Genomic DNA, 26,098 nt, shown 5'->3' on the forward strand with positions numbered 1-26,098 from the left:
GTAGAACCTGGAGCGGACTCCAGCGCAAGCTCAGTCCTTGAGCAGCTGCCGCGCGATCACGAGCTTCTGGATCTCACTGGTGCCCTCGTAAATCCGGAACAGCCGCGCGTCGCGGTAGATCCGCTCGACCGTCACCCCGCGGACGTAGCCCATGCCACCGTGCACCTGCACCGCGCGGTCGGCGACGCGGCCGAGCATCTCGGTGCAGAACAGCTTCGCCGACGACGGCCCGAGCTTGCGGTCCTCGCCCGAGTCGTACTTCGCGGCGGCCTCGTGCACCATCGCGCGGCCGGCCGCCAGCTCGGCGTGCGACTCCGCGAGCAGCGCCTGCACCAGCTGGTACTCGCCGATCACCCGCCCACCCTGGCGGGCCGTCCGCGCGTACTCGACGGCTTCGGCCAGCGCCCGCTCGGCCATGCCGACGCACAGCGCCGCGATGTGCAGCCTGCCGCGGGCGAGCGAGGCCATCGCGATGCCGAACCCCTTGCCCTCCTCGCCGACGAGCGCGTCGGCGGACAGCTCGACGTCGTCGAAGACCACTTCCGACGTCCACGCGCCGGCCTGGCCCATCTTGGCGTCGTGCGGGCCGACGGTGACGCCGGCCGCGCCCGCGGGCACCAGGAACGCGGAAATGCCGCGGCTGCCGGTGCTTTCCGGATCGGTGCGCGCGAAGGCGACGAACACTTCGGCGAGTGGCGCGTTGGTGATGAACCGTTTGGTGCCCGAGAGGCGGTAGCGGTCGCCGTCGCGGACCGCGCGGCTGGTCAGCCCGCCCGGGTCCGAGCCCGCCTCGGCCTCGGTGAGGGCGAACGACGCGATCGCCTGCCCCGCGGCCAGCCGCGGCAGCCAGCGGGTGCGCTGGTCCGGCGTCCCGTAGTGCACGATCGCCTGGCCGGCGATGCCGTTGTTGGTGCCGAACAGCGACCGGAACGCGGGCGTGGTGTGGCCCAGCTCGATCGCCAGCCGGACGTCTTCGGCCATGCCGAGGCCCAGCCCGCCGTACTCCTCGGGCAGCGCCCAGCCGAACAACCCGAGTCCGGCGGCCTTCTCCCGGATTTCCGCGGGGATCTCGTCGCGCTCGTCGATCTCGGCCTCGCGCGGCACGACCTCCTTGCGCACGAACTCCCGCACCGCGCCGAGCACCTGCCCGAAAAGCTCCGCGTCCATGGGCGCACGCTACCCGGAACTCTGCCCCCGAGGGCACGCCCGGACGCGGTAGCTTGGGCCGATGCGCAAGCCGATCACCGTCGTCCTGGCCGCCCTCGCCGCGGCACTGGTGCTGCCCTCGACCGCCTCCGCGACCCCTGGCAGCGGCGTCACCGGCACGATCCTGGCCCAGAAGACCGTCGGGCACACCGACTACACGCTGCGGGAGGTCACCATCCAGCCCGGCGGCTACACGGGCTGGCACTTCCACGACGGCACCCTCTACGCCTACGTGAAGTCCGGGACGCTGACGCACAACCTGGCCGACTGCAGCGTCGACGGAGTCTTCGGCACCGGGAGGGCGTTCACCGAGAAGCCCGACCAGGTGCACATCGGCCGCAACCTCGGGTCGGCGCCGCTGGTGCTCGAAGTCCTGTACGTGCTCCCGGCGGGCAGCCCGCTGTCGGAGGACGCCCCGGACCCCGGCTGCGGCTTCTAGCTCGCGAACCAGCCCGCGGCGTCCAGCCGGTACGCCGCGGGACCGACGACCGCGCGGAGGTCGGCTTCGAGCGCGCTGATCCGCTCGGCGCCGACCGTGCGCACCCATTCCGCACGCAGGTCGTCGAAGATCTCCGCCGACTTCCCGAGCGCGTCGACGCCGTGCGCGGTGAGCCGCACGATCTTGCGCCGCGCGTCCGCGGGATCCTCGGCCCGCTCGGCGTACCCGAGCGCCTCGAGCCGTTCGACGGTCTTGCCCGCCGCCTGTTTGGAGACGCCGAGGCGGCGCCCGATCTCCGACGCCGTCGCCCCCTGGACGCCGACGGCCTGCATGGCGAAGCCGTACGACGGCCGGACATCCGGGTGGCCGCGGCGCGCGAGCTCGGCGTGCAGGCGGTCGATGAGCGTGCGGAAGCCACCGAAGAGCAGCAAGGGCAGCTCGTAGCCGGGTGTGTCGATCATGGCCGCTTGCCAAATTCGACAACCTGGTTTACGGTTTCGACAACCACGTTGTCCAACTTACCTCGGGAGTCACCTTGTTCGCCGATCACACCCCGGAGTCTGCACCCCCGGCCGCGCGCCCCGCGATGACGGCCACCGCGAAGAAGTTCGGCCGCGTGCCGTCCGCCGTCGCCCGCCTGGCGACCTCGCCGGAACTGCTCAACGGCTTCCTCAAGCTCAGCGCGATCTTCGAAGCCACGACCCTGACGGCACTGGAACGCGAAGTGCTGATCATGACCGTGGCCGCGCGCAACGAGTGCCACCTCTGCGTGGCGATGCACACGGCCACGCTGACCCGCCTGTCCGCCTCCCCGGAGCTGGTGGCGGCGCTGCGGGCGGAGTCCTCGCTCCCGGAGCCGCGGCTGGAGGCGCTGCGCGTCTTCGTCCACGCGGTCATGGACACCAGGGGCGAGGTCCCGGCCGAGCAGCTGGCGGCGTTCACCGGCGCCGGCTACACCGAACGGAACGCCTTGGAGGTGGTGCTGGGAATCGGGACGTACACGCTGTCGACGTTCGCGAACCGCCTCACCCGCGCCCCGCTCGACGACGCCTTCGCCGAGCACGCCTGGCACCCGGCGCCGGTTTCGGCCTGAGAAGCGCCCGGGAGAAAATTCCCGGAAAGTCCCGCCACCCGTGTCCGGTCCGCCGCCGCGGCTCCGACCTCCTCGTGAACGAACCCACGATGAAGGAGCCGAAATGGAGAAGCCGGCCGGACGGCGGGAGTGGCTGGGGCTGACGGTGCTCGTCCTGCCCACCCTGCTCGTCGCGATGGACATGACCTCGCTGTTCCTCGCCCTGCCGCAGCTCAGCGCTGACCTCGGGGCGAGCGGCACCGAGCAGCTGTGGATCACCGACAGCTACGGCTTCGTCGTCGCCGGCTTCGTGATCACCATGGGCACGCTCGGCGACCGGATCGGGCGACGGCGGCTGCTGCTCGCCGGCGGGGCCGCGTTCGGCGTCCTCTCCGTGGTCGCCGCGTTCTCGACCAGCCCGGAGATGCTCATCGCCGTCCGCGGGGCGCTCGGCGTCGCGGGCGCGACGCTGATGCCGTCGACGCTCGCCCTGATCACGAACATGTTCCGCGACGCGAAGCAGCGCGGGAAGGCCATCTCGATCTGGGCCACCTGCCAGTTCGCGGGCGGCGCGGCGGGCCCGGTGTTCGCCGGCTTCCTGCTGCAGCACTTCAGGTGGGGGTCGGTGTTCCTGGTCGCCGTCCCGGCCGTGGTCGTCCTGCTCGCCGCCGGCCCGTTCCTGCTGCCGGAGTTCCGCGCACCGGCGTCCGGACGGCTGGACTTCGCCGGCGTCGCGCTGTCGCTGGCCGCTGTGCTGCTGATCGTGTTCGGCCTCAAGCAGCTGACCACCGGCTCGCTGACGCCGCCGCTCGCGGCGGTCGCGGCCGGCGTCGTGCTCGGCACCGTCTTCGTCCACCGCCAGCTGACGACGGCGTCGCCGCTGCTGGACCTGCGGCTGTTCCGCAACCGCCCGTTCACGGCCGTGCTGGTGGCGCTGGTGTTCGCCGGCGTGGCGATGGCGGGCGTCGGCCTGCTGGTCACGCAGTACCTGCAGAGCGTCCTCGGCTACTCGCCGCTGGTCTCGGCCGTGCTGTTCGCGCCGATGGGCCTCGGCGTGGCGGTGGGGACGATGACGGCCCCGGCGCTGACCCGGTTCATGACCCCGGCCACGGCGATCGCGGGCGGTCTGGCGGTCTCCGCGGCCGGCAGCCTGCTGCTGGCCTTCACCGGCGGGCCGGCGCTGGTCATGGTGGCCATCGCGGTGCTGACGCTGGGCACGGGCCCGCTGTTCGCGCTGGGCATCGGCCTGGTCATGGGCTCGGTGCCGCCGGAGCGGGCCGGCTCGGCGGCCTCGATGGCGGACACGGGCAACTACCTCGGAGGGTCCCTGGGCCTGGCCCTGATCGGCCTGACGGCGGCGGCGGTCTACCGCGGGGTGTTCCCGGCGGGCACGACGCTCGCGGTCGACGTCACCCGTCCGGAGGTGGCTGAGCAGGCGAAGGAAGCGTTCACGAGCGCGCTGCACGTGACGGGCGTGATCGCGGCGGTGCTCTTCGCGGGCCTGGCCCTGCTGGTGACGACGATGCGCCGCACGGAGGACGTGGTCCTCGAACCGGTCATGGCGGGCTGAGGACCGTTCACAACCGTTGGAAATGCCAGATGACCAGCGCCGGTGCGTCTGCGCTGACAGCTCGTTTCGCTTCGGGCACCATGTCGGCCAGGCTCCACGGCCACAGGTCCCACGGCCCCAACGCGCTTGTCCGATCCGGCCGTTCGGTGATCGGGACGGGCGGTTCCTCGCAGCGACGCACGTGCAGTCCCACCGGAAGCGCGGCACGCAGGTAGTCCCCGATCGGGTGGCGGTAGGCACTCAGCCGTCCAGGCCGGCCGTCAGGACCGCGCACGGGCGGGATCGCGCCCTGCGCCACCCGTTCGGGGTGCATGTCGGCGATCACCAGGTGCCCGCCGGGACGCAGCACCCTGGCGAACTCCGCCAGCACCGGCTCGAGTGCCGGGACGTGCGTCAGCGCCAAGCCGCAGACGACCAGATCGACCCCGGCCTCGGCCACCGGGAGCCGGTGCAGGTCACCGAGCAGGAACTCGCCCGGCGGCACCCGGGTGCGTGCCCGCGCGAGCATGTCGGGCGAGCCGTCCACCCCGATGACCCGATGGCCACGCCCGGCCAGCAGCTCGGCATAGCGGCCGGTCCCGCACGCGGCATCGAGCGCAACACCCGCGGGCAGCGCGTCCACGATGTCCCTGACCACGGGCTCGTCGAGGTCGAACGCCGAGTTGGGTCGGTCGTAGGTCGCCGACCACAGCCGATAGCCGGTCATCGTGTCGACCCGGTCGACTTCCACGGCTGCGTCCGCCAACGCCTCGTCGGCGAGCACCCGGCGGATCTCCGCGATCCGGGCCTCCACGAAGTCGCGGCCGAACTCTCCGGTGAAGGCGCGCAGCAACGCAAGGCCCTCGAGCCCGAGCAGGTAGGCGCGCGGATCTTCGTAGATCACCCGGCGGAGGCTAGTCACACAGCCTTCGGGTGAGCCAACGAATTACGAAGCCGTCCCGAGGATTCAGGGACGCCGTTCCGGTGGGCGCAGCAGGGTTCGAACCTGCGACCGCTCGGGTGTAAACCGAGTGCTCTTCCGCTGAGCTATGCGCCCTCGCGGCGACGGCCCGGAAGAGCGGGCCGCCGCCGTGGAAACTCATGCCGTCAGTTCGGCCACGGCCTTCTTCCAGCCCTGCTGGTCGCGGGCCTCGCCCGGCGCGTTGACCTCGGCGAACCGGACCACGCCGTCCTTGTCGATCAGGAACGTGCCGCGTACGGCCAGGCCCGCCTGCTCGTTGAACACGCCGTACGCGCGAGCCACCTCGCCGTGCGGCCAGAAGTCCGACAGCAGCGGGAACTGGTAGCCCTCCTTCTCGGCCCATGCCTTGAGCGAGAACGGCGTGTCGACCGAGACGCCCAGCACCTGGACGCCCTTGTTGTCGTAGTCCGCGAACTCGTCCCTGAGCTGGCAGAGCTCGCCGGTGCAGATGCCGCTGAACGCGAACGGGTAGAACACCAGGAGCACCGGCTTGTCACCCCGGAACGACGACAGCTGGACCGGCTGCTTGTTGTAGTCGTTGAGCGTGAAGTCAGGGGCCTCAGAACCGACCTCGACGGTCATACCGCGTTTCCTCTCCCGAACGGACACGTGCCTGCGACGACAACCCTATCGTGTCCGTCCGGCGAGGCCGGTTCAGCGCTGCTTCGACTTCGACTTCGGCGACACCAGCCGGGTGCCGATCCAGTTCGGGCCGACGCTCATGTTGGCGGTCTGGGCCAGGCCCACGGCGGGCACCGCTTCGGCGATTTCGCTCGGCTCGACGTGCCCTGGCTGTCCCGTCTTGGGGGTGAGCACCCAGATCACGCCGCTCTCCTCCAGGGGGCCCCTGGCGTCGATGAGCGCGTCGCCGAGGTCGCCGTCGTCCTCGCGCCACCACAGCAGCACCACGTCGATGACCTCGTCGGCGTCCTCGTCGAGGATGTCCCCGCCGATCTGCTCCTCGATCGCCGCGCGGAGGTCGTCGTCGACGTCCTCGTCCCAGCCGATCTCCTGGACCACCATCTCGGGCTTGATGCCGAGCCTCTCGGCGACGCTGCTCTGATCAGCGTCTCCCGCGGCGACCACTGTTTCACTCCTCCAACTACGACGGAGCGTGGCGTCGCCTGCCCTCGGAGAGGGTACGGCTTCGCCACACTCGGCTACCCGGTTGCCGATAGCGAACACTGGTGCGGCTCCGCGCGCAACCGTCCACACCGGATCTTTGACAAGTCGTGTCGCAGGATACGGCCCGCGAGGGACGTCCCGCGACGGCGTTTCGGGTGCCTCCGGGTACCGGTCTGCCACCCCGCCGGACCCCGTCCCCTAGGGTGGGGAGGAAGAAAACGCGCGCGCGATACACCTCGCGCCGGGAGTGGCTCGACCGGGTCGGCCTATGTTACCGCCAAGTAGCGGTGCGGAAGCCGGGACGGAAGACGACGATGGAGAGTCGTACACCCCCGCGTACGAGCACCACCGGCTACAACTTTCGCAAGGAGACCCCTTGGCCCCGCAGAACGACGGCGCCTCCGGTAAGGAGACCCCGGCACGCGTACGCGTCATCCGTGACGGATTGGCGGCGCACCTGCCCGACATCGACCCGGAGGAGACCGCCGAGTGGCTGGACTCCTTCGACGAGGCTCTGGCGAGGGGCGGTCAGCAGCGGGCCCGTTACCTGATGCTGCGCATCCTCGAGCGGGCCCGGGAGCGGAACGTCGGCGTCCCGGCCCTGACCTCGACGGACTACGTCAACACCATCCCCACCGAGAACGAGCCCTGGTTCCCCGGCGACGAGGAGATCGAGCGCCGCTACCGCGCCTACATCCGCTGGAACGCGGCGATCATGGTGCACCGGGCGCAGCGCCCGGGCGTCGGCGTCGGCGGGCACATCTCGACCTACGCCTCCTCGGCCGCGCTGTACGAGGTGGGCTTCAACCACTTCTTCCGCGGCAAGGACCACTCCGGCGGCGGCGACCAGATCTACATCCAGGGCCACGCCTCCCCCGGCATCTACGCCCGCGCCTTCCTCGAGGGCCGGCTGAGCGAGTCGCAGCTCGACGGCTTCCGCCAGGAGTACTCGCACGCCGGCGAGGGCGGCGGCCTGCCGTCGTACCCGCACCCGCGGCTGATGCCGGAGTTCTGGGAGAACCCGACGGTGTCGATGGGCCTCGGCCCGATGAACGCCATCTACCAGGCGCGGTTCAACCGCTACCTGCGCGACCGCGGCATCAAGAACACCGACGACCAGCACGTCTGGGCGTTCCTCGGCGACGGCGAGATGGACGAGGCCGAGTCGCGGGGCCTCATTCACGTGGCCGCCGGCGAGGGCCTCGACAACCTGACCTTCGTGATCAACTGCAACCTGCAGCGGCTCGACGGCCCGGTGCGCGGCAACGGCAAGATCATCCAGGAGCTGGAGTCGTACTTCCGCGGCGCCGGCTGGAACGTCATCAAGGTGATCTGGGGCCGCGAGTGGGACTCGCTGCTGCACGCCGACCGCGACGGCGCGCTGGTCAACCTGATGAACGTGACCCCGGACGGTGACTACCAGACGTACAAGGCCAACGACGGCGCCTTCGTCCGGGAGCACTTCTTCGGCCGCGACCCGCGGACGAAGGACCTGGTCAAGGACCTCTCCGACGCCGACATCTGGAACCTCAAGCGCGGCGGCCACGACTACCGCAAGGTGTACGCGGCCTACAAGGCGTCGCTGGAGCACCACGGCCAGCCGACGGTGATCCTGGCCCACACGATCAAGGGCTACGGCCTGGGCCCGGCGTTCGAGGGCCGCAACGCCACGCACCAGATGAAGAAGCTCACCCTCGACGACCTGAAGCTGTTCCGCGACTCGCAGCGGATCCCGATCAGCGACGAGGAGCTGGAGCGCAACCCGAAGCTGCCGCCGTACTACCACCCGGGCGCGAACTCGCCCGAGATCGAGTACATGATCGGCCGCCGCAAGGCGCTCGGCGGCTTCCTGCCCGAACGCCGGCCGAAGGCCGCCAAGGCCCTGGTTCTGCCCGGCGACAAGGTCTACGAAGGCATCCGGAAGGGCTCCGGCAAGCAGGAGGTCGCCACCACGATGGCGTTCGTCCGGCTGGTCCGCGAGCTGGCGAAGGACTCCGAGATCGGCAAGCGCGTCGTCCCGATCATCCCGGACGAGGCCCGCACCTTCGGCCTCGACTCGATGTTCCCGACGGCCAAGATCTACAACCCGCACGGCCAGACGTACACGTCGGTCGACGCGAGCCTGATGCTGGCCTACAAGGAGTCCGAGAAGGGCCAGCTGCTGCACGAGGGCATCAACGAGGCGGGCTCGACCGCGTCGTTCACCGCCGTCGGCACGTCGTACGCGACGCACGGCGAGCCGATGATCCCGATCTACATCTTCTACTCGATGTTCGGGTTCCAGCGGACCGGTGACGGCCTCTACGCCGCCGCCGACCAGATGGCCCGCGGGTTCGTCCTCGGCGCGACCGCCGGCCGGACCACCCTGACGGGTGAAGGTCTGCAGCACGCGGACGGGCACTCGCTGCTGCTGGCGGCGACCAACCCGGCCGCGGTGGCCTACGACCCGGCGTGGTCGTTCGAGATCGCGCACATCGTCAAGGACGGCCTGCGCCGGATGTACGGCGAGACCGGCCCGGACGGCAACGGCGAGAACGTCTTCTACTACATGACGATCTACAACGAGCCGTACCAGCAGCCCGCCGAGCCCGAGAACCTCGACGTCGACGGCCTGCTCAAGGGCTTGTACAAGTACGCCGACGCGCCCTCGGGCGACGGCCCGGAGGTCCAGATCCTGGTCTCCGGCGTCACGATGCCGGACGCGCTGAAGGCGCAGAAGATGCTGGCCGAGGAGTGGGGCGTGCGGGCGGCCGTGTGGTCGGCCACGTCGTGGACGGAGCTGCGGCGTGAAGCCGTCGAGATCGACCACGACAACCTGCTCTACCCGGGCAGCGAGCCGCGCGTGCCGTACGTCACGGAGGCGCTTTCCGGCAGCAACGGCCCGGTCGTGGCGGTGTCGGACTGGATGCGCGCGGTGCCGGACCTGATCCGCCCGTACGTCCCGACCGACATGCTGACGCTGGGCACCGACGGGTTCGGCTTCTCCGACACCCGGCCGGCGGCCCGGCGGAAGTTCCTGGTCGACGCCGAGTCGATCACCGTCGGCGCGCTGTCGATCCTGGCCAAGCGCGGCGAGGTCGACCAGGCGAAGGTCCTCGATGCGGCCACGAAGTACCGGCTCGACGACATCACGGCCGCCGGGCCGCAGACGTCGGATTCCGGGAACGCGTGACCTGCTGCTAGGTTCGGGACCCGACAGACATCCGATGTCTGCCGGGTCCCGTTGCGTGTAGGGAGTTGATGAAGGTGACGAAGCGCCGACTGCCGAAGCCGGCCGAGCTGAAGCAGATCCTGCGGCCGAAGCCGATCGTGCTGAACCCGACGGACCGGCGGCTGGCGAACGCGCACACCATCGCCGACCTGCGGATGATCGCGCGCAAGCGGACCCCGCGGGCGGCGTTCGACTACACCGACGGCGCGGCCGAGCTCGAGGACAGCCTGCTGCGCGCCCGGCAGGCCTACCGCCGCGTCGAGTTCCACCCGAACGTGCTGCGCGGAGTGTCCGATGTGGACACCTCACGGGAGATCCTCGGCAAGACGTCGGCGCTGCCGTTCGCCTTCGCCCCCACCGGGTTCACCCGGATGATGCAGCACGAGGGCGAGAGCGCGGTCGCCCGCGTCGCGGAGCGCAACGGCATCCCGGTCGGGCTCTCGACGATGGCGACGACGTCGATCGAGGACCTGGCGGCGGCCGCGCCGGGCGCCCGCAAGTGGTTCCAGCTCTACGTCTGGCGCGACCACGCCGCCGGCGAAGATCTGATGAATCGCGCGTGGGAGCACGGCTACGACACGCTCATGCTGACCGTGGACACGCCGGTCGGCGGGGCGCGCCTGCGCGACGTCCGCAACGGGCTGACCATCCCGCCGGCGCTCACCCTCAAGACGTTCCTCGACGGCGCGACGCACCCGGCGTGGTGGTTCAACCTGCTCACCACCGAGCCGCTGCAGTTCGCCTCGCTCAGCCACTTCGACGGCACTGTCGCCGAGCTGCTGAACAAGCTGTTCGACCCGACGCTGAACTACGACGACCTCGACTGGGTGCGCCGGACCTGGCCGGGCAAGCTCGTGGTCAAGGGCGTCCAGAGCGTCGAAGACGCGCGCGACGTCGTGAAGCACGGCGCCGACGCGGTCCTGCTGTCCAACCACGGCGGCCGCCAGCTCGACCGCGCGCCGACGCCGCTGGAACTGCTCCCGGCGGTGCTGGACGAGGTCCAGGGCGGCGCGGAGGTCTGGATCGACACGGGCATCCTGTCGGGCGGCGACATCGTGGCGGCGATCGCCCGCGGAGCGAACGCGGTGCTGGTCGGCCGCGCGTTCCTGTACGGCCTGATGGCCGGCGGCGAGCGCGGCGTCCAGCGCTGCGTCGACATCCTGCGCACGGAGATGGTCCGCACGATGCAGCTGCTCGGCGTCCGCACCCTGAAGGACCTGACGCCGAGCCACGCCACCCTGCGTTAGTCAGACCTGCGCCTGGCCTCCGTCGACGAAGAACTCGATGCCGTTGACGAAGCTCGACTCTTCGGAGGCCAGGAACAGCGCCGCGGCGGCGATCTCCGCCGGGTCCGCGAGGCGGCCGAGCGGCACGTCGGCCGCGAGGCCGTCGACCAGGCCCTGCTGCGCGTCGTCGGGCACCAGGCCCAGCAGGCCCGGGGTGTGCGTCGGTCCCGGGCTCAGGACGTTGACCCGCGTGCCGGTTCCCTTCAGGTCGAGCGCCCAGGTGCGGGCGAAGTTGCGGACCGCCGCCTTCGTCGCCGCGTAGACGCTGAAGGCCGGGCTGACCCGCGTCGACGTCGTCGAGCCCGTGAGGATGATCGACGCGTTCTCGTTCAGCAGCGGCAGCGCCTTCTGGACGGCGAACAGGACACCCTTGACGTTCGTGCCGAATGTGGCGTCGAACTGCTCTTCGGTGATCTCGCCGAGCGGGGCCAGGACCCCGCCGCCGGAGTTGGCCACCACGATGTCCAGGCCGCGGCCCCGCTCGGCCACCGCGCGGTAGAGCGCGTCGAGGTCGGCGAGGTTCGCCGAATCCGCCCGGACCGCCGTCACACCGCCGCCGATTTCGGCGACCGCGTCGTCGAGGGCTTCCTTGCGGCGGCCCGTGATGAACACGTGCGCGCCTTCGGCCGCGAACCGCTTCGCGATGGCGCGCCCGATGCCGGTGCCGCCGCCGGTCACCACGGCGGTCTTGTTCTCCAGGTTCACGATGCTTCTCCAATTCTTGACTACTTCGTCCAGAACGTACGCCGTTCTGGACGATCCAGTCAAGAACGGGTAGCCTGACCCCATGGCCAGACCCCGGAGCTTCGACGAGGCAGCGGTCCTGCGCGCGGCCAGGGACCAGTTCTGGGAGACCGGCTACGCCGGCACGAAGGTGGACGACATCGCCGCCGTGACCGGCCTCGGGAAAGGCAGCCTCTACGGCGCCTTCGGCGACAAGCACGCGCTGTTCCTGCGCGTCTACGACCATTACTGCGCCGAAGCGACCGAGGGGACGCGCAGGCAGCTCGAAGGCCCCGACGAAACCGCGTACCGGCGACTCGGCGACCACGTGCGGGCGATCGCCGAATCCGTCGCCGCCGACCAGGCGCGCCGGGGCTGCCTGATCGCCAAGAGCGCGGCCGAATGCGCCGAGCACGACGAAGCCGTCGCGGCCCGGACCCGACGGGTGTTCGGGGACCTGCAAGAACAGCTGGCCGCGTGCATCGCGGGCGCCCAGCGCGCGGGTGACATCGACGCCGGCCCGGACCCCGCCCACCTCGCCGGGCTCGTGCTGGCCGTCCTGCGCGGCCTCGAAGCACTGGGCAAGGGCGGCGTCGAGCCGGACGGCCTCCGCGCGATCGCCGAGACCGCGCTCGCCGTCCTGCCCCGGCCGGTCAAGCCCTGACTCGTACGGGGTCAGAGCACGGCGGTGCTCAGCTGGAGACCGCCGTGACCTCGCGAGCCCGGACCTGCTGGGCCGAGCGGTTCCAGCTCCACCAGCCGTGCACGACGAGGCCCGCGAAGACGATGTAGACCGCGGCGGAGAAGTACAGCCCGGACGAGATCTGCAGCGGCACGCCGATCGCGTCGACGACCAGCCAGACCAGCCAGAACTCGACGAGCCCCGCCCCCTGCGCCCCGAAGGCGACGAGGGTCCCGACGAAGATCGCCGCGTCCGGCCAGGGCGCCCAGGACGCGTTCAGGGCGTCCAGGACCAGGGCCATCACGGTCGTGCCGGCGGCGAAGGCGCCGAGCATGGCCAGCCGTTCGGCGAGCCGGCCCTTCCGCACGACGACGCCGAACACCGGGTCCTTGCGGCGCGTCCAGGCCCACCAGCCGTAGAGGGAGATGGCGAGGATCGCGACCTGCCGGGCGGCGAGCCCGCCGAGGTGCGCCGAGACGTAGACGGCGAACAGCAGCACGGTCGCCCCGACCTGCACGGGCCACGTCCACAGGGTGCGACGCTGCGCGAGGAACACGACCGCCAGCGCGAACACCTGCCCGGCGAGCTCCGCGATCGAGATCCACTGGCCCAGCACGGTGATCCCGTGGTGCAGGAGGAAGTCCACGACACGCCCCTTTCGTCCTACGGCTCCCAACATGCTCCGTGACGGACGCATTCCCCAGGGACTGTGAGCGGCGGAACATCCCGGAGCATGGGACGGGCCCGGCGGCTTCCCCGTCCGCCGGGCCCGTCGTGGACTCCCCGCTCAGATCTGGGGGCGCGGGGTCCCGACCGGCGGGGTCGGGGTGGCGTCCGCACCGACCGCCGCCCGCGGGGCCGCGCTCGTGCCCATCTCGCCGCTGCGCTGCTTCGGCGTCTCCAGCTGGTGCTCCATGTTCGCGATCCAGCCGCGCCAGCGGTCCTGGGCCGGCTTGATCAGGCCGCCGCCGAAGCCGACGATGATCACTCCGGCGATCGTCGCCAGCACCGCGATCAGGACCGGGCCGGTGATCATCGTCGCGACGTTCACCTGGCCGAGCGCCGCGATGATGCCGAACGCCATGATCAGCCAGTAGGCACCCAGCGCCAGCGGGCGCGCGGCCGGCCGGCCCGACATCGCGGACGAAACGACGTCACGGACGACCTTCGCGATGGCCGCGGCGACCACCACGAGCACCAGCGCCACCACGATCCGCGGCAGGAACGCGATGATGTCGTTCAGCAGCTGGCTCACCGGGTTGGTCGGCCCGAAAACGCCGAACGCCAGCTGCAGCGCGATCAGCAGGACGAAGTAGTAGACCAGTTTCACCAGGATCCCGGTCGCATCGATGTTCTGCTGGCCGACCTTTCCGCTCAGGCCGGTCTTCGCGACGAGTTTCCCGAACCCGGCTTTTCCGAGGACCATCGCCAGCGCTTTCGAAACGGCCTTCGCGATCAGCCAGCCGATCAGCAGGACGATCAGGAATCCGACGAGTTTCGGGACGAACGTGGCCACCATCGCCCACGCCTGCCCGAGCCCGTCCTTCAGTTGCTGGCCCATACCGACTCCCTCCACTGGTTTTGCACCGGATCGTTGATCAGGTACCCGGCGGCGGCAACTCGTGCGCCCCACGATCGAGTGAGACGACTGGCGCGCGAAGATCACCCGTGGCCATACTGGTTCTACCGGTGGGGACCGGGGAGACGAGGCCGTCCGGCGCAGCGTAAACCGCAAGCGCCGGGCGGCCTCGAGCATTTTGGGGCCGATGGATCCACCCGGACGAAAGAAACCGGCCCCCGGAGCTTCCGAGGGCCGGTGAACAGCGGAAAACGTCAGGCGGCGCGCAAGGCGTCGCGGAGTTTCACCTTCGCGCCGGTGCGCATCACCGCATTCCGGTAGATCCGGGCGGCGAGCCAGATCAGTCCCGGAATCAACAGCACCACCAGCCCCACCGACACCACCGCTTCCCAAACGGGCACTCCGCCCATCGCCAGCCGCATCGGCATCAGCGTCGGCGAGAACACCGGAATCACCGAAAGCACCTCGACGAACGTGTTGCCCGGATCCGACGGCAGCACGGAAATGCCGATCACGTACCCGGCGATCACGAACATCAGCGCCGGCATCGTCGCGCCGCCGACGTCTTCCTGGCGCGAAACCAGCGCCCCGAGCGCGGCGAACACGATCGAGTACATCAAGAACCCGAGCAGGTACCAGACGATCAGCCAGACCACGGTGCCCACGGCCGCCGAGACGGAAATGGTGAGCACGTTCGTGGCCAGCCCGGCCACCACCCCGCCGACGCCGATCACGACCATCTGGATCAGCCCGACCGTCCCGATGCCGAGCACCTTGCCCGCCATCAGCTGCCACGGCTTGATCGTCGACAGCAGCAGCTCGACCACCCGCGAGGTCTTCTCCTCGACGACGCCCTGCGCGACGGTCTGGCCGTTCATCAACAGCGACATGTAGATCAGGATGCCGGCGATGATGCCCAGCACGAGCTGCTGGCCGTTGTAGTCGTACGGCTCCTCCAGCGGCGGGTCCTCGACGAACTTCGCGGACGCGATCGCGGTCTGGAACTGCGCGGGGTTCCCGCCCAGCGCGGTGATCTGCTGGTTGATCGCCACCTGCTGGGACAGCACCTGCAGGACGTTCGCGAGCTTGCCGTCGAGGTCCTTCTTCACCTGGACGTGCACGCTCTTGCCGTCGCCGGTCAGCAGCGCGTCGAGCGAGCCGTCGGCCAGCTTCGCGCGCCCGGCGGCTTCGTCGGGGACCTCCGTGGTCTCGATGTTCTCGTCGAGGGTCTTCCCGGCCGCTTTCATCGGCACCGAGAAGGCGGCGGTCGCGGTGGTGAAACCGACCTTCGCGTCGGGGCCACCGCCCCCGGTGATCAGCTTGATCACCAGGATGCCGACCACGATCAGCAGCAGCATGACCACGGTGCTGATGCGGTAGGCCTTCGACTTCAAGCGGGTGCTGATCTCGCGGGAGGCGACCAGCCCGACCGCCGCCGTGGGGCTCATCCGGACGTCCGGGACCGGGGTGCTCATGCGCACACCTCGCTGACGCTCGGTGCGGCCTGAGCGGTCGGCGCAGTGTTGAATGATTCGTTCGCAGGCTCACTCATGCGGGGACCTCCTCGGTCGTGACGACGGAGCGGAACAGGTCGGCCAGCGACGGCTGTTCGCGCGCGAACTCGCGGACCGGCCCGGTGGCCAGCGCGGCCTTGAGCACGGCCTGGTCGTCGGCGCCTTCGCCCAGCTCGAGCTCGGTCACCGCGCCCGTCCGGCCGAGCACCTTCACGCCGGGCAGGCCGTCGGCCCACTCGTCGGTGGCCTCGGGGACGTCGACCCGCAGCCGCACGGCACCGCCCGCCCGCAGCTCGCCGACCGTGCCCTTGGCGACCATCTGTCCACTGCGGACGATCCCGACCCGGTCGCAGAGCCGCTCCACCAGGTCGAGCTGGTGGCTGGAGAACACGACCGGCACGCCCTCGGCGGCCTTTTCCTTGAGCACCTGGCTCATCACGTCGACCGCGACCGGGTCGAGGCCGGAGAACGGCTCGTCGAGCACCAGGATCCGCGGCTCGTGCACCAGCGCCGCGGCCAGCTGGACGCGCTGCTGGTTGCCGAGGCTGAGCTTCTGCACCTCGTCGTCGCGGCGGCCGGCGACGCCGAGCCGTTCGGTCCACTTGTCTGCCGACGACCGCGCGTCGGCGGCGGACATGCCGTGCAGCCGTGCGAGGTACGTCAGCTGCTCGGCCACCTTCATCTTCGGGTAGAGCCCGCGTTCTTCCGGCATGTACCCGATGTGGCGACGCGTTTCGTGCGTCACCGGCACGCCGTCGTAGCGGACTTCGCCGCCGTCGGCGGAAAGCACGCCGAGCGCGATCCGCATGGTCGTGGTCTTGCCGGCGCCGTTGCTTCCGACGAATCCGAACAATTCGCCCGGCCGGACGTCGAATGTCATTTCACGCAAGGCGACGACGTCGCCGTAGCGTTTGGATATCGTGTCGATCTCCAACCCGGTCATCCCGGTCCCCCGTTCCTGTGTGGCCCCGATCCTAGGCAGTCCGTACACGCACTGACTACCGTCGCGCGTTGCCGCGAGGGGCTACGAAAGTTGCGGGCACGTAGGATCGCCTCCGCCATGGATGGAACCACCACCCCGCGCCGGGTGCCGAAGCACCACGGACTGTCCGCGAAGACGCTCCGGCAGCTCGAACGCGCCTCCGGCAGCCTGGCGAGCGCCAGCATCGCGGTGATGGAACAGCGGCTGCCGTGGTTCACCCGGCTGCCCGCCGACCAGCGCGCGAGCGTCCTGCTGATCACCCAGGCCGGGGCGTCGGGGTTCGTCGACTGGCTGCGGGACTCGAAGGAGGCCCTGAAGCTCACGACCGAGGCCTTCCGCGACGCGCCGGCCGAGCTGTCCCGGTGGGTCAGCCTGCGCCAGGCGGTCGGCATGGTGCGGCTCGCCATCGAGGTGTTCGAGGAGCAGCTGCCCGAGTTCGCCGCGAACGAGGCGGAACGCGCGGCGCTGATCGAAGGAATCCTGCGCTACGGCCGGGAAATCGCGTTCGCGGCGGCGAACTCGTACGCCGCCGCGGCCGAGGCTCGCGGCGCGTGGGACGCCCGGCTCGAGGCGCTGGTCGTCGACGGCATCGTCCGCGGCGACGCCGAGGAGTCGGTCCTCTCGCGCGCCACGGCGCTGGGCTGGGAGCCGTCGGCGGCCGCCACGGTGCTGGTCGGCAACCCGCCGTCGGAGGACCCGCCGACGATCGTGTTCGAGGTCCGCAGCCGCGCGGCCCGCGTCGGCCGCCCGGTGCTGCTGTCGGTGCAGGGCTCCCGGCTGGTGGTCGTGGTGGGCGGGCCGACCGACGGCGGCGTGAAGGAGCGGGAGATCCTGGCCCGGATGTCGGTGGCGTTCGCCGACGGCCCGGTCGTGGCCGGCCCGACGGTGCCGACCCTGGCGGAGGCCCACCACAGCGCGACGGAAGCGCTGTCGGGGCTGCGTGCGGTGGTCGGCTGGCCGGGCGCGCCCCGGCCGGTCCGGTCGGGGGACCTGCTGCCCGAGCGCGCGCTGTCCGGGGACGCGGAGGCGGAACGCCTGCTGGTGGACACGATCGCACGGCCGCTGGAAGAGGCGGGCCCGACCCTCCAGCGCACGGTCGAGGCGTACCTGGAGAGCGGCGGGGTGCTCGAGACGTGCGCCAAGACGCTGTTCGTCCACCCGAACACCGTCCGGTACCGGCTGCGGAAGGCGGCGGACCTGACGGGCTACCAGCCGACCGACCCGCGCGACGCCCTGGTGCTGCGGATCGCGCTGACCGTCGGGCGGCTGGCGCGGGCCCGCGGACTTTGGTGACCGGAGACAGCCACCGGCTGATCCCGGTGGTCCTGCTCAGCCCGCGGGACCGAGCCTTGCCGAGACGGCCGTCACGTGATGGACTTAACAGCGAAAGGTGATTGAACCCGACAAGGCATCCGGGTTACGCGCGAGGTTCTGCGGCGCATCTTTGGAGGGTTCCGACAAAGACGCCGGGCAGACACTGTGAGCGTCGGCATCACGGGAAAGCACTCTCGCCGTGTTGTCTTGAAGGGTGACAGCAGCAGTCCTCGCTCCCGGCCAGGGGGCCCAGGCCCCCGGTATGTTCACGCCCTGGCTCGACCTCGACGGCGCGCGCGAGCGCGTGGTCCAGTGGTCCGACCGCGCGGGGCTCGACCTGCTCCGCCTCGGCACCGAGGCGGACGCCGACGAGATCCAGGACACCGCGATCGCGCAGCCGCTGATCGTCGCCCTGTCACTGCTCACCTTCGAGCACCTCCAGGCCACCGCCCCGGTGCCCGCGGACGCGCCGGTCGCCGGTCACTCCGTCGGCGAGCTCGCCGCGGCCGCGATCGCCGGGGTGCTCAAGCCGGAAGACGCCGTCGCGCTCGCCGCCGTCCGCGGCGCCGAGATGGCGAAGGCGTGTGCGCTGGAACCGACGTCGATGGCCGCGGTGATGCTCGGGGACCCCGAGCAGGTCGTCGCGTGGCTCGAGGAGCAGGGCCTGACCGCCGCGAACCGCAACGGTGCCGGGCAGATCGTCGCCTCCGGCGCCGCCGACGCGATCGCGAAGATCGTCGCCGAGCCCCTGGAAGGCACGAAGATCCGCGCCCTCAAGGTCGCCGGCGCGTTCCACACGCGGTACATGGAGCCCGCCGAAGAGGCGATGCGCGCCCACGCCGCCGAGCTGACCCCGGCCGACCCGGTCCGCCCGCTGCTGTCCAACGTGGACGGCACCGTCGTCACCAGCGGGGCCGAGTACCTCCGCCGGCTGGTTTCGCAGGTCACCCGCCCGGTCCGCTGGGACCTGACGATGGACGGCCTGGCCTCCCTCGGCGTCACCCGCACGATCGAACTCGCGCCCGCGGGCACCCTGACCGGCCTGGTCAAGCGGCAGCTCAAGGGCGTCGTCACCACTACCACCGCGCTCAAGACGCCGGCCGAACTGGCGGCACTGCGCCAGGAGGACGCCTCGTGACCGACCGACCCGCCCTGAGCCTCAACCCCGGCTCCCGCGGCAGCCGCGTGCTGGGCATCGGCAGCGCGCAGCCCGAGAAGATCGTCACCAACGACGACCTCTCGGAGATCATGGACACCAACGACGAGTGGATCCGGACGCGCGTCGGGATCATCGAGCGGCGGTTCGCCGAGAAGGACGAGCTGCTGACCGACTTCGCCGTCGCCGCCGGCACCGCCGCGCTCGCCGACGCCGGGGTCGACCCGTCCGAAGTGGACACGGTGATCCTCCCGAACTGCACCATGCCGACCCCGATCCCGAACGCCGCCGCCCAGGTCGCCGCGCGGATCGGCATCCCGAGCCCCGGCGCGTTCGACCTCAACGCCGCGTGCGCCGGGTTCTGCTACGGCCTCGGCGTCGCCTCCGACCTGATCCGCGGGGGCTCGGCGAAGAAGGTCCTCGTGATCGGCGCCGAGAAGCTCACCGACTGGATCGACCCCACCGACCGCGCGAACGCGATCATCTTCGCCGACGGCGCGGGCGCCGCGGTCGTCGGCGCGTCCGACGAGCCGCTGATCGGCCCGGTGTCCTGGGGCAGCGCCGGCGACCTGGTCGACCTGATCTACATGCGCGACGAGAAGTTCATCTACCAGGAGGGCCAGTCGGTCTTCCGGTGGGCGACCACGAAGATCGCGCCGATCGCGATGGAGGCGCTGGAGGCCGCCGGGCTCAAGCCGTCCGATGTGGACGTGCTGATCCCGCACCAGGCGAACCTGCGCATCGTCGAGGCGATCGCGAAGAAGCTGCGGGCCAACGGCGCCCGCGACGACATGGTCGTCGCCGACGACATCAGGTACTCCGGCAACACCTCGTCGGCGTCCATCCCCCTCGCGCTGGACCACATGCGCAAGGCCGGGACGGCCAAGCCCGGTGACGTGGTGCTGGCGGTCGGGTTCGGCGCGGGCCTGTCCTACGCCGGGCAGGCGTTCGTCTGCCCCTGATCACCGTTACGCTCCCCGCGGGCACTCGCCCACGGGAAACCAGACCCCAGAAAGACCGAGAAGGGAACACCCCATGGCTGACAACGCTGAGATCCTCGCCGGCCTCGCCGAGATCGTCGAAGAGGTCGCCGGTGTGGCTCAGGACGACGTCACCGCCGAGAAGTCGTTCGTGGACGACCTGGACATCGACTCGCTGTCGATGGTCGAGATCGCCGTGCAGGCCGAGGACAAGTTCGGCGTCAAGATCCCGGACGACGAGCTCGCCAACCTCAAGACCGTGGGCGACGCGGTGAACTACGTGTCGGCCAACTCCAAGTAAGGCCTCTTCCCTCCTTGAGGAGACTCCCATGAGCAACATCGACGTCGTGATCACCGGTCTCGGCGCCACCACACCGCTCGGCGGGGACGTCACGTCCACCTGGGACGGTCTGCTGGCCGGGGCGAGCGGGGTTCGCGCGATCGAGGCCGACTGGGTCGAGGAGCTGCAGCTGCCGGTCAAGATCGGCGGTCAGCTGGCCGTCGACCCGGCCGACGTCCTGCCCCGGGTCCAGGCCCGCCGGCTGGACCGCTGCGAGCAGGTCGCGCTGATCGCCGCCCGGCAGGCGTGGGCCGACGCCGGGTACACCGAGCCGACCGACGAGCACACCGACGTCGACCCCGACCGCCTCGGCGTGTCGATCGGCACCGGCATCGGCGGCCCGGTCACGCTGCTCACCCAGAACGACCTGTTGCACCAGCAGGGTCTCCGCAAGGTGTCGCCGCTGACCGTGCCGATGCTGATGCCGAACGGCCCGGCCGCGCACGTGGGCATCGACCTCAAGGCGCGGGCCGGGGTGCACTCCCCGGCCTCGGCCTGTGCCTCGGGTGCCGAGGGCATCGCGAACGGGGTGGAGATGATCCGCTCCGGCCGCGCCGACGTCGTGGTCGCGGGGGGCGCCGAGGCGTGCATCCACCCGATCACCCTGGCCGGGTTCGCCCAGGCCCGCACGGTGTCCACGCGCAACGACGACCCGGCGAGCGCGTCGCGGCCGTTCGACTCCAGCCGCGACGGCTTCGTCCTCGGCGAGGGCGCCGGCGTGGTCATCCTGGAGCGCGCCGACCAGGCGAAGGCCCGCGGGGCGCGCATCTACGCGACGATCGCGGGACACGGCATCACCTCGGACGCCTACCACATCACCGGCAACCACCCCGAGGGCATCGGCCAGATCGCCGCGATGCGCGCGGCGATGAAGATGGCCGGGGTGACCGCCGCGGAGGTCGGGCACGTGAACGCGCATGCGACGTCCACTGTGGTCGGTGACATCGGCGAGGCGGCGGCGATCCGCAAGGCGGTCGGCGACCACGCGATCGTGACGGCACCGAAGGGCTCGCTCGGCCACCTCGTCGGCGGGGCCGGCGCGGTGGAGGGGATCATCACGATCCTGTCGCTCTACCACGGTCTGGTGCCGGCCACCCTGAACCTGACCGACCTGGACCCGCGGGTGCAGCTGGACGTCGTCGCGGGCGAACCGCGCAAGGTCGAGCTGACCGCGGCGATCAGCAACTCGTTCGGCTTCGGCGGGCACAACACGGCGCTGCTGTTCACCGTGTCCTGATGGCGTGAAAAAAGGGGGGCCGGCTTCGGCCGGGCCCCCTTTTTTCACGCGTTCAGCACTTCTCGTGTTCGGGCTGTGGCCCCTTGTCGACGGTGTCGATCTTCAACGCGGAGCCGTCGACGACCATCGGGAGCACGAGTCGCCACTTGATGCACCGCTCCGGGAAGAACAGCGGCGCGTCCTCGGGGTCCTGTTTGCTGGTGAACCCGACGAGGACCCGCAGCGACGCGCCCGAGCCGCGCTCGATCCGGTAGACGAGGGCGTCACTGTCCTCTGTGGAGCGCACCCCCTTGAGCCACACGTTGGGTGGCTGGTCGAGCACCCGCTGTGCGCTGACCACTTTCGTCCACTGCTGGTAGTTCTGCGTGTTGATCGCGGTGAAGTATTTCTGCAGGACCTGGCGGACGGCTTCGGCCTGCGGATGCGCTCGCGCGTCGTCGGTCATCCTGACCTCGTTCGCCGCGCCCTGCTCGGCGCTGCCCGCGGTGGACGGGGTCGGCACGGCCGCGGAGGTGTCGCCCGCGGGCTGGTCCGGACGGCGGTAGAGCTCGCGCGCGATCAAGCCGCCACCGACGGTCACGGACAGCACCACGACCACGACGGGCACCAGCCAGCGCTGGCGAGAGCTGGGGGCGGGGGTGGTCACGCCCGGAAGCGTACCGGCCCCCGTCCCGCCGCTAACCGACCTGGTGCAGCCAGGTCACCGGCGCGCCGTCGCCGGCGTGACGGAAGGGCTCGAGCGCCTCGTCCCAGCTCGCGGCCAGGAGTTCGTCGAGCTTGTGCGCGAGGGACTCACCCCCGCGGGTCATGCTGACGAGGGCGCGCAGCTGGTCTTCGCCCACCACGATGTCGCCGTTGGCGCTGGTCCGGCCGTGCCACAGGCCGAGGCCTGGCGCGAAGCAGAACCGCTCGCCGTCGACGCCCGCGCTGGGCTCTTCGGTCACCTCGAACCGAATCATCGGCCACGCCTTGAGGGCGGACGCCAGTCTGGCGCCGGTGCCCGCGGGCGCGCGCCATCCGCATTCGGCGCGAAGCTGACCCGGACTGGCCGGCTGCGCCGTCCACTTCAGGTCAACGCGGGCACCCAGGGTGCCCGAAATGGCCCACTCGACGTGCGGACACACCGCAGACGGCGACGAGTGGACGTACACCACACCTCGGGTGCTGCCACGGGTGCTCACTGCTACCTCCGCTTGCTCGACGAGGGACGTCTTCCCCTACGCCCTACTTCGAGCTTCAGCGCGGCCTCAGCGCGGCTCCCGAATGCCGCCTCCGATGCGTTGTAGCACATTCTGCACCCCAACCGTGCTGTTTGGCCACACGAACACCACAAGTCACCCGGTGCCCCACTTTCGGAGGGCACGCGGCCGCGTCGTCCCCGTGTCGCACGGTGGATACGGCCGCGGGCGCTAGCGTGATGACCCGGAACGACGAGCGGAAAGGGGTTTTCGGTGCGACTGGTGCGCCTGGAGCGGCAGCAGTCCCGGGTGGCCGACGACGTCCGGGCGGCACTGGCGTCCCTGGGCCGCGGCAGCACCGTCATCGGCGGCATCGCGCTGATCGGCGTCGCCTCGGTGACCGAGCGCCCGATCGAAGCGGTGGTTCTGCTGCCCCACGGCGTGATCATCGTGATCGGCGTCGACCTGCCGGACCCGGCCCTGCGGCTGGAAGCCCCGCTGGGCGCTCCGTGGAAGGCGGACGGCTGGCCGTTGGTGGCGGACGACGACGCGGTCAATCCCGCCACCGAAGCCCTGGACATCTCCCAGGCGTGCGAACGGCGCATCGCCTCCCTGGTCCCCGGGACGGCCCCGGTGGGGACGATCATCGCGGTGGGCCCGTACGTGGAGACGGTCGACCAGCCCGCGGGCGACCTGGCGGGCCCGGTCCGCGTCCTGCACCCGACCCCGACGACGATGCTGGCGGCGACGGTCTCGCTGGCGACGGCCCACCGGCCGCGGTCGGTGGACCAGGTCAGGGCCCTGATCCGGGGGCTGGCACCTTCGGCGCCGGAGTTTTCGGACGAGGTGCTGCTGGGCGAAGGCTTCAGCCGGTTGACGGACGACTCGCCCCCGGAGTCCCTTTGGGACACTCCGCCCCCAGCCCGGCCCGCGGCGGCCCCCGGTTCGGCAGCGGTCTCGGTTGATCCCGGCGGGGCGGCGGCAGCTTCGGCTACCGCGGGCGCAGCCATCGCGGCGGCTTCGGCCGCTACAGATGCCGATGAGGCCGCGCCCGCTTCAGCCCTGCCTGATCCGGTGACGGAGGATTCGGCCGCCGCGAGCGGGACCGAGAATCCGCCGCCGGCCGAGCAGGAGCCGACCACGGCCCCGGAGCCCACCACCGCGACCGATCGCCCGCCCGCCGACGAGGAAGCACTCGCGGAAGCCGAACCCACCGAAGTGCTCCCGTCGCCGCACGACGAGCCGGACCCCGTCGAAACCCCTCCGCGGCCCGTGTTCCCCGGCGCCGAACCCGCGGCACCGCGGCTCCCAGGCCCCACCGCGGCGAATGCCCCCGAACCGTCGGCCGGGGACACCGAAACCGTCGGGCCGCTCGCCCCAGAACCCGCCGCACCCGAGCCGGCGCTCCCCTTCCCCAAACCGAGACCCCTGCCCGAAGCCGCCGCCGCGGCCTCGCGGACCGTCCGCTGGCTGCCACTCGGCGCGATCGGGTTGCTCGTCGTCCTGGTCGTCGCCGCGATCGCCGTCGCCACCACCGGGGACGGGACCGCCGCCGCTCCGCCGCCCGTTCCGGTCAGCCCGTCGCCGTCCACCGCCGCCGGCAGGCCCGCTCCCGTCAAGAGCCTGCAGTTCGCCCTGCGCGCCGCCGACGGGGACCAGCGGTGCGCGTCGCACGCCTTCGGGGACGCCCAGGCCAGCCTGCAGCAGACCAGCTGCTCGGGCGTGCGGCGGGCGAGCTACGCCGCGACCGTCGACGGCAGGTCCGGCGCCGTCACCATCGGGATCGTCGAATTCCCCGACGCCGGCCACGCCGCCGCCTTCAAGGCCGTCGCCGACACCCCGGGCGGCGGCGGGATCCTCGACCTCGCCACCGAGACCGGCAAGTGGGGCGCCACCGCGCCGCGCTTCGAGAACGCCGCCTACGCCTCCAAGCTGGAGGGCACCTCCGTCCGGCTGGTGCAGGCGGTGTGGGCGCCGGGACCATCCACTCCGGACGATCCCGGCCTGGTCCGGGCCGCGAAGGCGGCCCTGGACCTGCCCGCGCAGTGACTCAGAGCCCGTAGGCCTCGAGCAGCCGCAGCCACACCTCGCTGATCGTCGGGAACGACGGCACCGCGTGCCACAGCCGGTCCAGCGGCACCTCGCCGACGATCGCGACCGTCGCCGAGTGCACCAGCTCCGCGACGTCCTGGCCGACGAACGTCACGCCGAGCAGCACGTTCCGCTCGGTGTCGACGACCATCCGGGCCTTGCCGGTGTAGCCGTCCGCGTGCAGCGACGAGCCCGCCACCGCGATGTCGATGTCGACGACGCGGTCCGCCGACCCCGGCCGCGCGTCCGCCAGGCCGACCGCCGCGACCTCCGGGTCGGTGAACACCACCTGCGGCACCGCGTGGTGATCGGCGGTGGCCGTGAACCGGCTCCACGGCTCAGCCGGCACCGGCGTACCCGCCGCCAGTGCCGCCACCGTGTCGCCCGCCGCGCGGGCGCCGTACTTGCCCTGGTGGGTCAGCGGGGCGCGGCCGGTGACGTCGCCGGCCGCGAACAGCCAGTCACCGTCCACTGCGGACACCCGGCCGGTGTCGTCGACCTCCAGTGCGTGCCCGGGCTCGATCCCGAGGCGCTCCAGCCCGAGCCCGGCGGTCGCGGGACGGCGTCCGGTCGCCACCAGGAACTCGTCGACGACGAGCCGCTCGCCGTCCTTGAGCACGAGTTCGATGTCGTTCCCGGGTTTGGCCACCCCCTCGACCCCGGACATCGTGTGCACGAACACGCCGGCTTCGCGCAGCCCGTGCAGCACCAGGTCACCGGCGAACCCGGCGTTGCGCGGCAACGGCCGCGGACCGGTGATCACCAGGTGGACCTCCGACCCGAGCGAGGCGAACGCCTGCGCCATCTCGACGCCGACCACGCCGCCGCCGAGCACGCCGAGCCGGCGCGGCGCGGACTCCGCCGACGTGGCTTCCCGCGAACCCCACGGCCGGATCGTCTCGAGCCCGGGGATCGACGGCAGGTGGGGCACGCTGCCGGTGCAGACGATCACCGCGTGCCGCGCGGTCAGCACCCGGTCGCCGCCGACGGTCACCTCCCGCTCACCGGTGATTTCCCCGTGCCCGCGAACCGGTTCGATACCCGCGCCGCGGGCCCAGTCGACCTGCCCCGAGTCGTCGCCCTTGCCGGTGAACCAGTCACGCCGCGCGAACACCGCGGCGGGGTCGAGCCGGTCGCCGACCGGCACGCCGGGTATCCGCTTCGCCGCGGCGAGGAGATTTCCCGGCCGCAGCAACGCCTTGCTCGGGATGCAGGCCCAATAGGAGCACTCGCCGCCGAAGCGTTCGTGCTCGACGAGGGCGACCTTGAGGCCTCCGCGGGCCGCCCGTTCCGCGGCCACCTCCCCCACCGGACCCGCACCGATCACCACTACGTCAAAAGTCTGTCCAGACATGGCTTCAGGTCACACCACTACGCGGGATCGCGCAAGCGAACGGCTATCCTCCGTCAGGAAGCTGCAAGTTATCGGCGGCCCGGGTGCCGTCGGGCCCG

The 26,098-nt window shown here is 71.2% G+C and carries 25 protein-coding genes and 1 tRNA gene; 12 read left to right on the forward strand and 14 right to left on the reverse strand.

The genetic code is table 11. From position 1 onward, the window contains the following. Nucleotides 1-30 precede the first annotated feature (30 nt). Nucleotides 31-1,167: an acyl-CoA dehydrogenase family protein gene (locus tag CF165_RS36330; protein ID WP_093952125.1), complete on the reverse strand. Its 1,137-nt coding sequence runs from the start codon at nucleotides 1,165-1,167 to the stop codon at nucleotides 31-33. 61 nt (nucleotides 1,168-1,228) lie between these two features. Here CF165_RS36330 and CF165_RS36335 point away from each other — a divergent pair, with 61 nt between their 5' ends. Further along, entirely contained in the window at nucleotides 1,229-1,645 is a 417-nt protein-coding gene (locus CF165_RS36335) for a cupin domain-containing protein (protein ID WP_093952126.1), read from the forward strand. Here CF165_RS36335 and CF165_RS36340 read toward each other — a convergent pair. Beyond that, on the reverse strand, nucleotides 1,642-2,106 hold the full coding sequence (locus CF165_RS36340; RefSeq protein WP_093952127.1) for a MarR family winged helix-turn-helix transcriptional regulator: 465 nt from the start codon (nucleotides 2,104-2,106) through the stop codon (nucleotides 1,642-1,644). The genes CF165_RS36335 and CF165_RS36340 overlap by 4 nt on opposite strands. A gap of 125 nt (nucleotides 2,107-2,231) precedes the next feature. Here CF165_RS36340 and CF165_RS36345 point away from each other — a divergent pair, with 125 nt between their 5' ends. Beyond that, the gene (locus CF165_RS36345) at nucleotides 2,232-2,738 is read left to right on the forward strand and encodes a carboxymuconolactone decarboxylase family protein (RefSeq protein WP_167441678.1); all 507 of its coding nucleotides are present in this window, start codon (nucleotides 2,232-2,234) and stop codon (nucleotides 2,736-2,738) included. 103 nt (nucleotides 2,739-2,841) lie between these two features. After that, a complete protein-coding gene (locus tag CF165_RS36350) occupies nucleotides 2,842-4,287 on the forward strand; it encodes an MFS transporter (RefSeq protein ID WP_093952129.1) in 1,446 nt (481 codons plus the stop codon). Nucleotides 4,288-4,294: 7 nt separating this feature from the next. Here the strand turns inward: CF165_RS36350 and CF165_RS36355 are convergent, their stop codons facing one another. The 4 genes from CF165_RS36355 to CF165_RS36370 form a co-directional block, all read right to left on the reverse strand. Further along, nucleotides 4,295-5,170 carry a class I SAM-dependent methyltransferase gene (locus CF165_RS36355; protein WP_093952130.1) on the reverse strand — a complete coding sequence of 292 codons (876 nt, stop codon included), beginning with the start codon at nucleotides 5,168-5,170 and terminating at the stop codon, nucleotides 4,295-4,297. A gap of 81 nt (nucleotides 5,171-5,251) precedes the next feature. Then, a tRNA-Val gene (locus CF165_RS36360) sits at nucleotides 5,252-5,323 on the reverse strand. A gap of 42 nt (nucleotides 5,324-5,365) precedes the next feature. Further along, complete coding sequence (locus tag CF165_RS36365) at nucleotides 5,366-5,830, reverse strand: peroxiredoxin (protein WP_093952131.1); 465 nt, start codon at nucleotides 5,828-5,830, stop codon at nucleotides 5,366-5,368. A gap of 72 nt (nucleotides 5,831-5,902) precedes the next feature. Further along, nucleotides 5,903-6,334, reverse strand: a complete 432-nt coding sequence (locus CF165_RS36370; RefSeq protein ID WP_093952132.1) for a DUF3052 domain-containing protein — start codon at nucleotides 6,332-6,334, stop codon at nucleotides 5,903-5,905. A gap of 415 nt (nucleotides 6,335-6,749) precedes the next feature. Here CF165_RS36370 and aceE point away from each other — a divergent pair, with 415 nt between their 5' ends. Together aceE and CF165_RS36380 are read left to right on the forward strand one after the other, a co-directional pair. Continuing rightward, nucleotides 6,750-9,545 (forward strand): pyruvate dehydrogenase (acetyl-transferring), homodimeric type, encoded by a 2,796-nt coding sequence (gene aceE, locus CF165_RS36375; RefSeq protein WP_093952133.1) that lies wholly within the window; start codon nucleotides 6,750-6,752, stop codon nucleotides 9,543-9,545. 74 nt (nucleotides 9,546-9,619) lie between these two features. Further along, a complete protein-coding gene (locus CF165_RS36380) occupies nucleotides 9,620-10,831 on the forward strand; it encodes an alpha-hydroxy acid oxidase (protein ID WP_093952266.1) in 1,212 nt (403 codons plus the stop codon). Here CF165_RS36380 and CF165_RS36385 read toward each other — a convergent pair whose 3' ends face one another. Then, complete coding sequence (locus CF165_RS36385) at nucleotides 10,832-11,578, reverse strand: SDR family oxidoreductase (protein WP_439098536.1); 747 nt, start codon at nucleotides 11,576-11,578, stop codon at nucleotides 10,832-10,834. Between the two features lie 79 nt (nucleotides 11,579-11,657). On the opposite strand from CF165_RS36385, the gene CF165_RS36390 reads away from it, so the two are divergent. Further along, the gene (locus CF165_RS36390; protein WP_093952135.1) at nucleotides 11,658-12,257 is read left to right on the forward strand and encodes a TetR/AcrR family transcriptional regulator; all 600 of its coding nucleotides are present in this window, start codon (nucleotides 11,658-11,660) and stop codon (nucleotides 12,255-12,257) included. Nucleotides 12,258-12,285: 28 nt separating this feature from the next. On the opposite strand, the gene CF165_RS36395 is transcribed toward CF165_RS36390, so the two are convergent. The 4 genes from CF165_RS36395 to CF165_RS36410 all read right to left on the reverse strand — a co-directional run bounded on the left by CF165_RS36395 (nucleotide 12,286) and on the right by CF165_RS36410 (nucleotide 16,311). After that, nucleotides 12,286-12,921 carry a nicotinamide mononucleotide transporter family protein gene (locus CF165_RS36395; protein WP_093952136.1) on the reverse strand — a complete coding sequence of 212 codons (636 nt, stop codon included), beginning with the start codon at nucleotides 12,919-12,921 and terminating at the stop codon, nucleotides 12,286-12,288. A 141-nt stretch (nucleotides 12,922-13,062) separates the two neighbouring features. Further along, nucleotides 13,063-13,836, reverse strand: coding sequence for a mechanosensitive ion channel family protein (locus tag CF165_RS36400; RefSeq protein WP_093952137.1), 774 nt, complete (start codon nucleotides 13,834-13,836; stop codon nucleotides 13,063-13,065). 272 nt (nucleotides 13,837-14,108) lie between these two features. Next, nucleotides 14,109-15,329, reverse strand: coding sequence for an ABC transporter permease (locus tag CF165_RS36405; RefSeq protein ID WP_240521948.1), 1,221 nt, complete (start codon nucleotides 15,327-15,329; stop codon nucleotides 14,109-14,111). Between the two features lie 73 nt (nucleotides 15,330-15,402). Beyond that, entirely contained in the window at nucleotides 15,403-16,311 is a 909-nt protein-coding gene (locus CF165_RS36410) for an ABC transporter ATP-binding protein (RefSeq protein ID WP_093952138.1), read from the reverse strand. Between the two features lie 117 nt (nucleotides 16,312-16,428). Between CF165_RS36410 and CF165_RS36415 the strand changes: the two genes are divergently transcribed. The 5 genes from CF165_RS36415 (at nucleotide 16,429) to CF165_RS36435 (ending at nucleotide 21,377) form a co-directional block, all read left to right on the forward strand. Next, nucleotides 16,429-17,643: a PucR family transcriptional regulator gene (locus tag CF165_RS36415; RefSeq protein WP_093952139.1), complete on the forward strand. Its 1,215-nt coding sequence runs from the start codon at nucleotides 16,429-16,431 to the stop codon at nucleotides 17,641-17,643. A 235-nt stretch (nucleotides 17,644-17,878) separates the two neighbouring features. Continuing rightward, the gene (locus CF165_RS36420; RefSeq protein ID WP_093952140.1) at nucleotides 17,879-18,802 is read left to right on the forward strand and encodes an ACP S-malonyltransferase; all 924 of its coding nucleotides are present in this window, start codon (nucleotides 17,879-17,881) and stop codon (nucleotides 18,800-18,802) included. Beyond that, nucleotides 18,799-19,782, forward strand: a complete 984-nt coding sequence (locus CF165_RS36425; protein ID WP_093952141.1) for a beta-ketoacyl-ACP synthase III — start codon at nucleotides 18,799-18,801, stop codon at nucleotides 19,780-19,782. The genes CF165_RS36420 and CF165_RS36425 overlap by 4 nt, the downstream gene beginning before the upstream one ends. Nucleotides 19,783-19,855: 73 nt before the next feature. After that, nucleotides 19,856-20,101, forward strand: a complete 246-nt coding sequence (locus CF165_RS36430) for an acyl carrier protein (RefSeq protein ID WP_004559006.1) — start codon at nucleotides 19,856-19,858, stop codon at nucleotides 20,099-20,101. Nucleotides 20,102-20,129: 28 nt separating this feature from the next. Then, on the forward strand, nucleotides 20,130-21,377 hold the full coding sequence (locus CF165_RS36435; RefSeq protein WP_093952142.1) for a beta-ketoacyl-[acyl-carrier-protein] synthase family protein: 1,248 nt from the start codon (nucleotides 20,130-20,132) through the stop codon (nucleotides 21,375-21,377). Nucleotides 21,378-21,429: 52 nt separating this feature from the next. Here the strand turns inward: CF165_RS36435 and CF165_RS36440 are convergent, their stop codons facing one another. Continuing rightward, nucleotides 21,430-22,023, reverse strand: coding sequence for a hypothetical protein (locus tag CF165_RS36440; RefSeq protein ID WP_093952143.1), 594 nt, complete (start codon nucleotides 22,021-22,023; stop codon nucleotides 21,430-21,432). A gap of 31 nt (nucleotides 22,024-22,054) precedes the next feature. Beyond that, a complete protein-coding gene (locus tag CF165_RS36445; RefSeq protein ID WP_086853966.1) occupies nucleotides 22,055-22,558 on the reverse strand; it encodes a DUF3145 domain-containing protein in 504 nt (167 codons plus the stop codon). Nucleotides 22,559-22,828: 270 nt separating this feature from the next. On the opposite strand from CF165_RS36445, the gene CF165_RS36450 reads away from it, so the two are divergent. Continuing rightward, a complete protein-coding gene (locus CF165_RS36450) occupies nucleotides 22,829-24,604 on the forward strand; it encodes a hypothetical protein (RefSeq protein WP_093952144.1) in 1,776 nt (591 codons plus the stop codon). A gap of 1 nt (nucleotide 24,605) precedes the next feature. Here CF165_RS36450 and CF165_RS36455 read toward each other — a convergent pair whose 3' ends face one another. Beyond that, a complete protein-coding gene (locus CF165_RS36455; protein WP_167441672.1) occupies nucleotides 24,606-26,000 on the reverse strand; it encodes a dihydrolipoyl dehydrogenase family protein in 1,395 nt (464 codons plus the stop codon). Nucleotides 26,001-26,098 lie beyond the last annotated feature (98 nt).

This window comes from Amycolatopsis vastitatis (assembly GCF_002234595.1).
GTDB lineage: Bacteria > Actinomycetota > Actinomycetes > Mycobacteriales > Pseudonocardiaceae > Amycolatopsis > Amycolatopsis vastitatis.

Bases quoted from the DNA above. Each gene is read 5' to 3' on its own strand.
- CF165_RS36330 (WP_093952125.1), bottom strand. From the start codon at position 1,167: ATGGACGCGGAGCTTTTCGGGCAGGTGCTCGGCGCGGTGCGGGAGTTC.
- CF165_RS36335 (WP_093952126.1), top strand. From the start codon at position 1,229: ATGCGCAAGCCGATCACCGTCGTCCTGGCCGCCCTCGCCGCGGCACTG.
- CF165_RS36340 (WP_093952127.1), bottom strand. From the start codon at position 2,106: ATGATCGACACACCCGGCTACGAGCTGCCCTTGCTGCTCTTCGGTGGC.
- CF165_RS36345 (WP_167441678.1), top strand. From the start codon at position 2,232: ATGACGGCCACCGCGAAGAAGTTCGGCCGCGTGCCGTCCGCCGTCGCC.
- CF165_RS36350 (WP_093952129.1), top strand. From the start codon at position 2,842: ATGGAGAAGCCGGCCGGACGGCGGGAGTGGCTGGGGCTGACGGTGCTC.
- CF165_RS36365 (WP_093952131.1), bottom strand. From the start codon at position 5,830: ATGACCGTCGAGGTCGGTTCTGAGGCCCCTGACTTCACGCTCAACGAC.
- CF165_RS36390 (WP_093952135.1), top strand. From the start codon at position 11,658: ATGGCCAGACCCCGGAGCTTCGACGAGGCAGCGGTCCTGCGCGCGGCC.
- CF165_RS36400 (WP_093952137.1), bottom strand. From the start codon at position 13,836: ATGGGCCAGCAACTGAAGGACGGGCTCGGGCAGGCGTGGGCGATGGTG.
- CF165_RS36405 (WP_240521948.1), bottom strand. From the start codon at position 15,329: ATGAGCACCCCGGTCCCGGACGTCCGGATGAGCCCCACGGCGGCGGTC.
- CF165_RS36410 (WP_093952138.1), bottom strand. From the start codon at position 16,311: ATGACCGGGTTGGAGATCGACACGATATCCAAACGCTACGGCGACGTC.
- CF165_RS36415 (WP_093952139.1), top strand. From the start codon at position 16,429: ATGGATGGAACCACCACCCCGCGCCGGGTGCCGAAGCACCACGGACTG.
- CF165_RS36430 (WP_004559006.1), top strand. From the start codon at position 19,856: ATGGCTGACAACGCTGAGATCCTCGCCGGCCTCGCCGAGATCGTCGAA.
- CF165_RS36435 (WP_093952142.1), top strand. From the start codon at position 20,130: ATGAGCAACATCGACGTCGTGATCACCGGTCTCGGCGCCACCACACCG.
- CF165_RS36455 (WP_167441672.1), bottom strand. From the start codon at position 26,000: ATGTCTGGACAGACTTTTGACGTAGTGGTGATCGGTGCGGGTCCGGTG.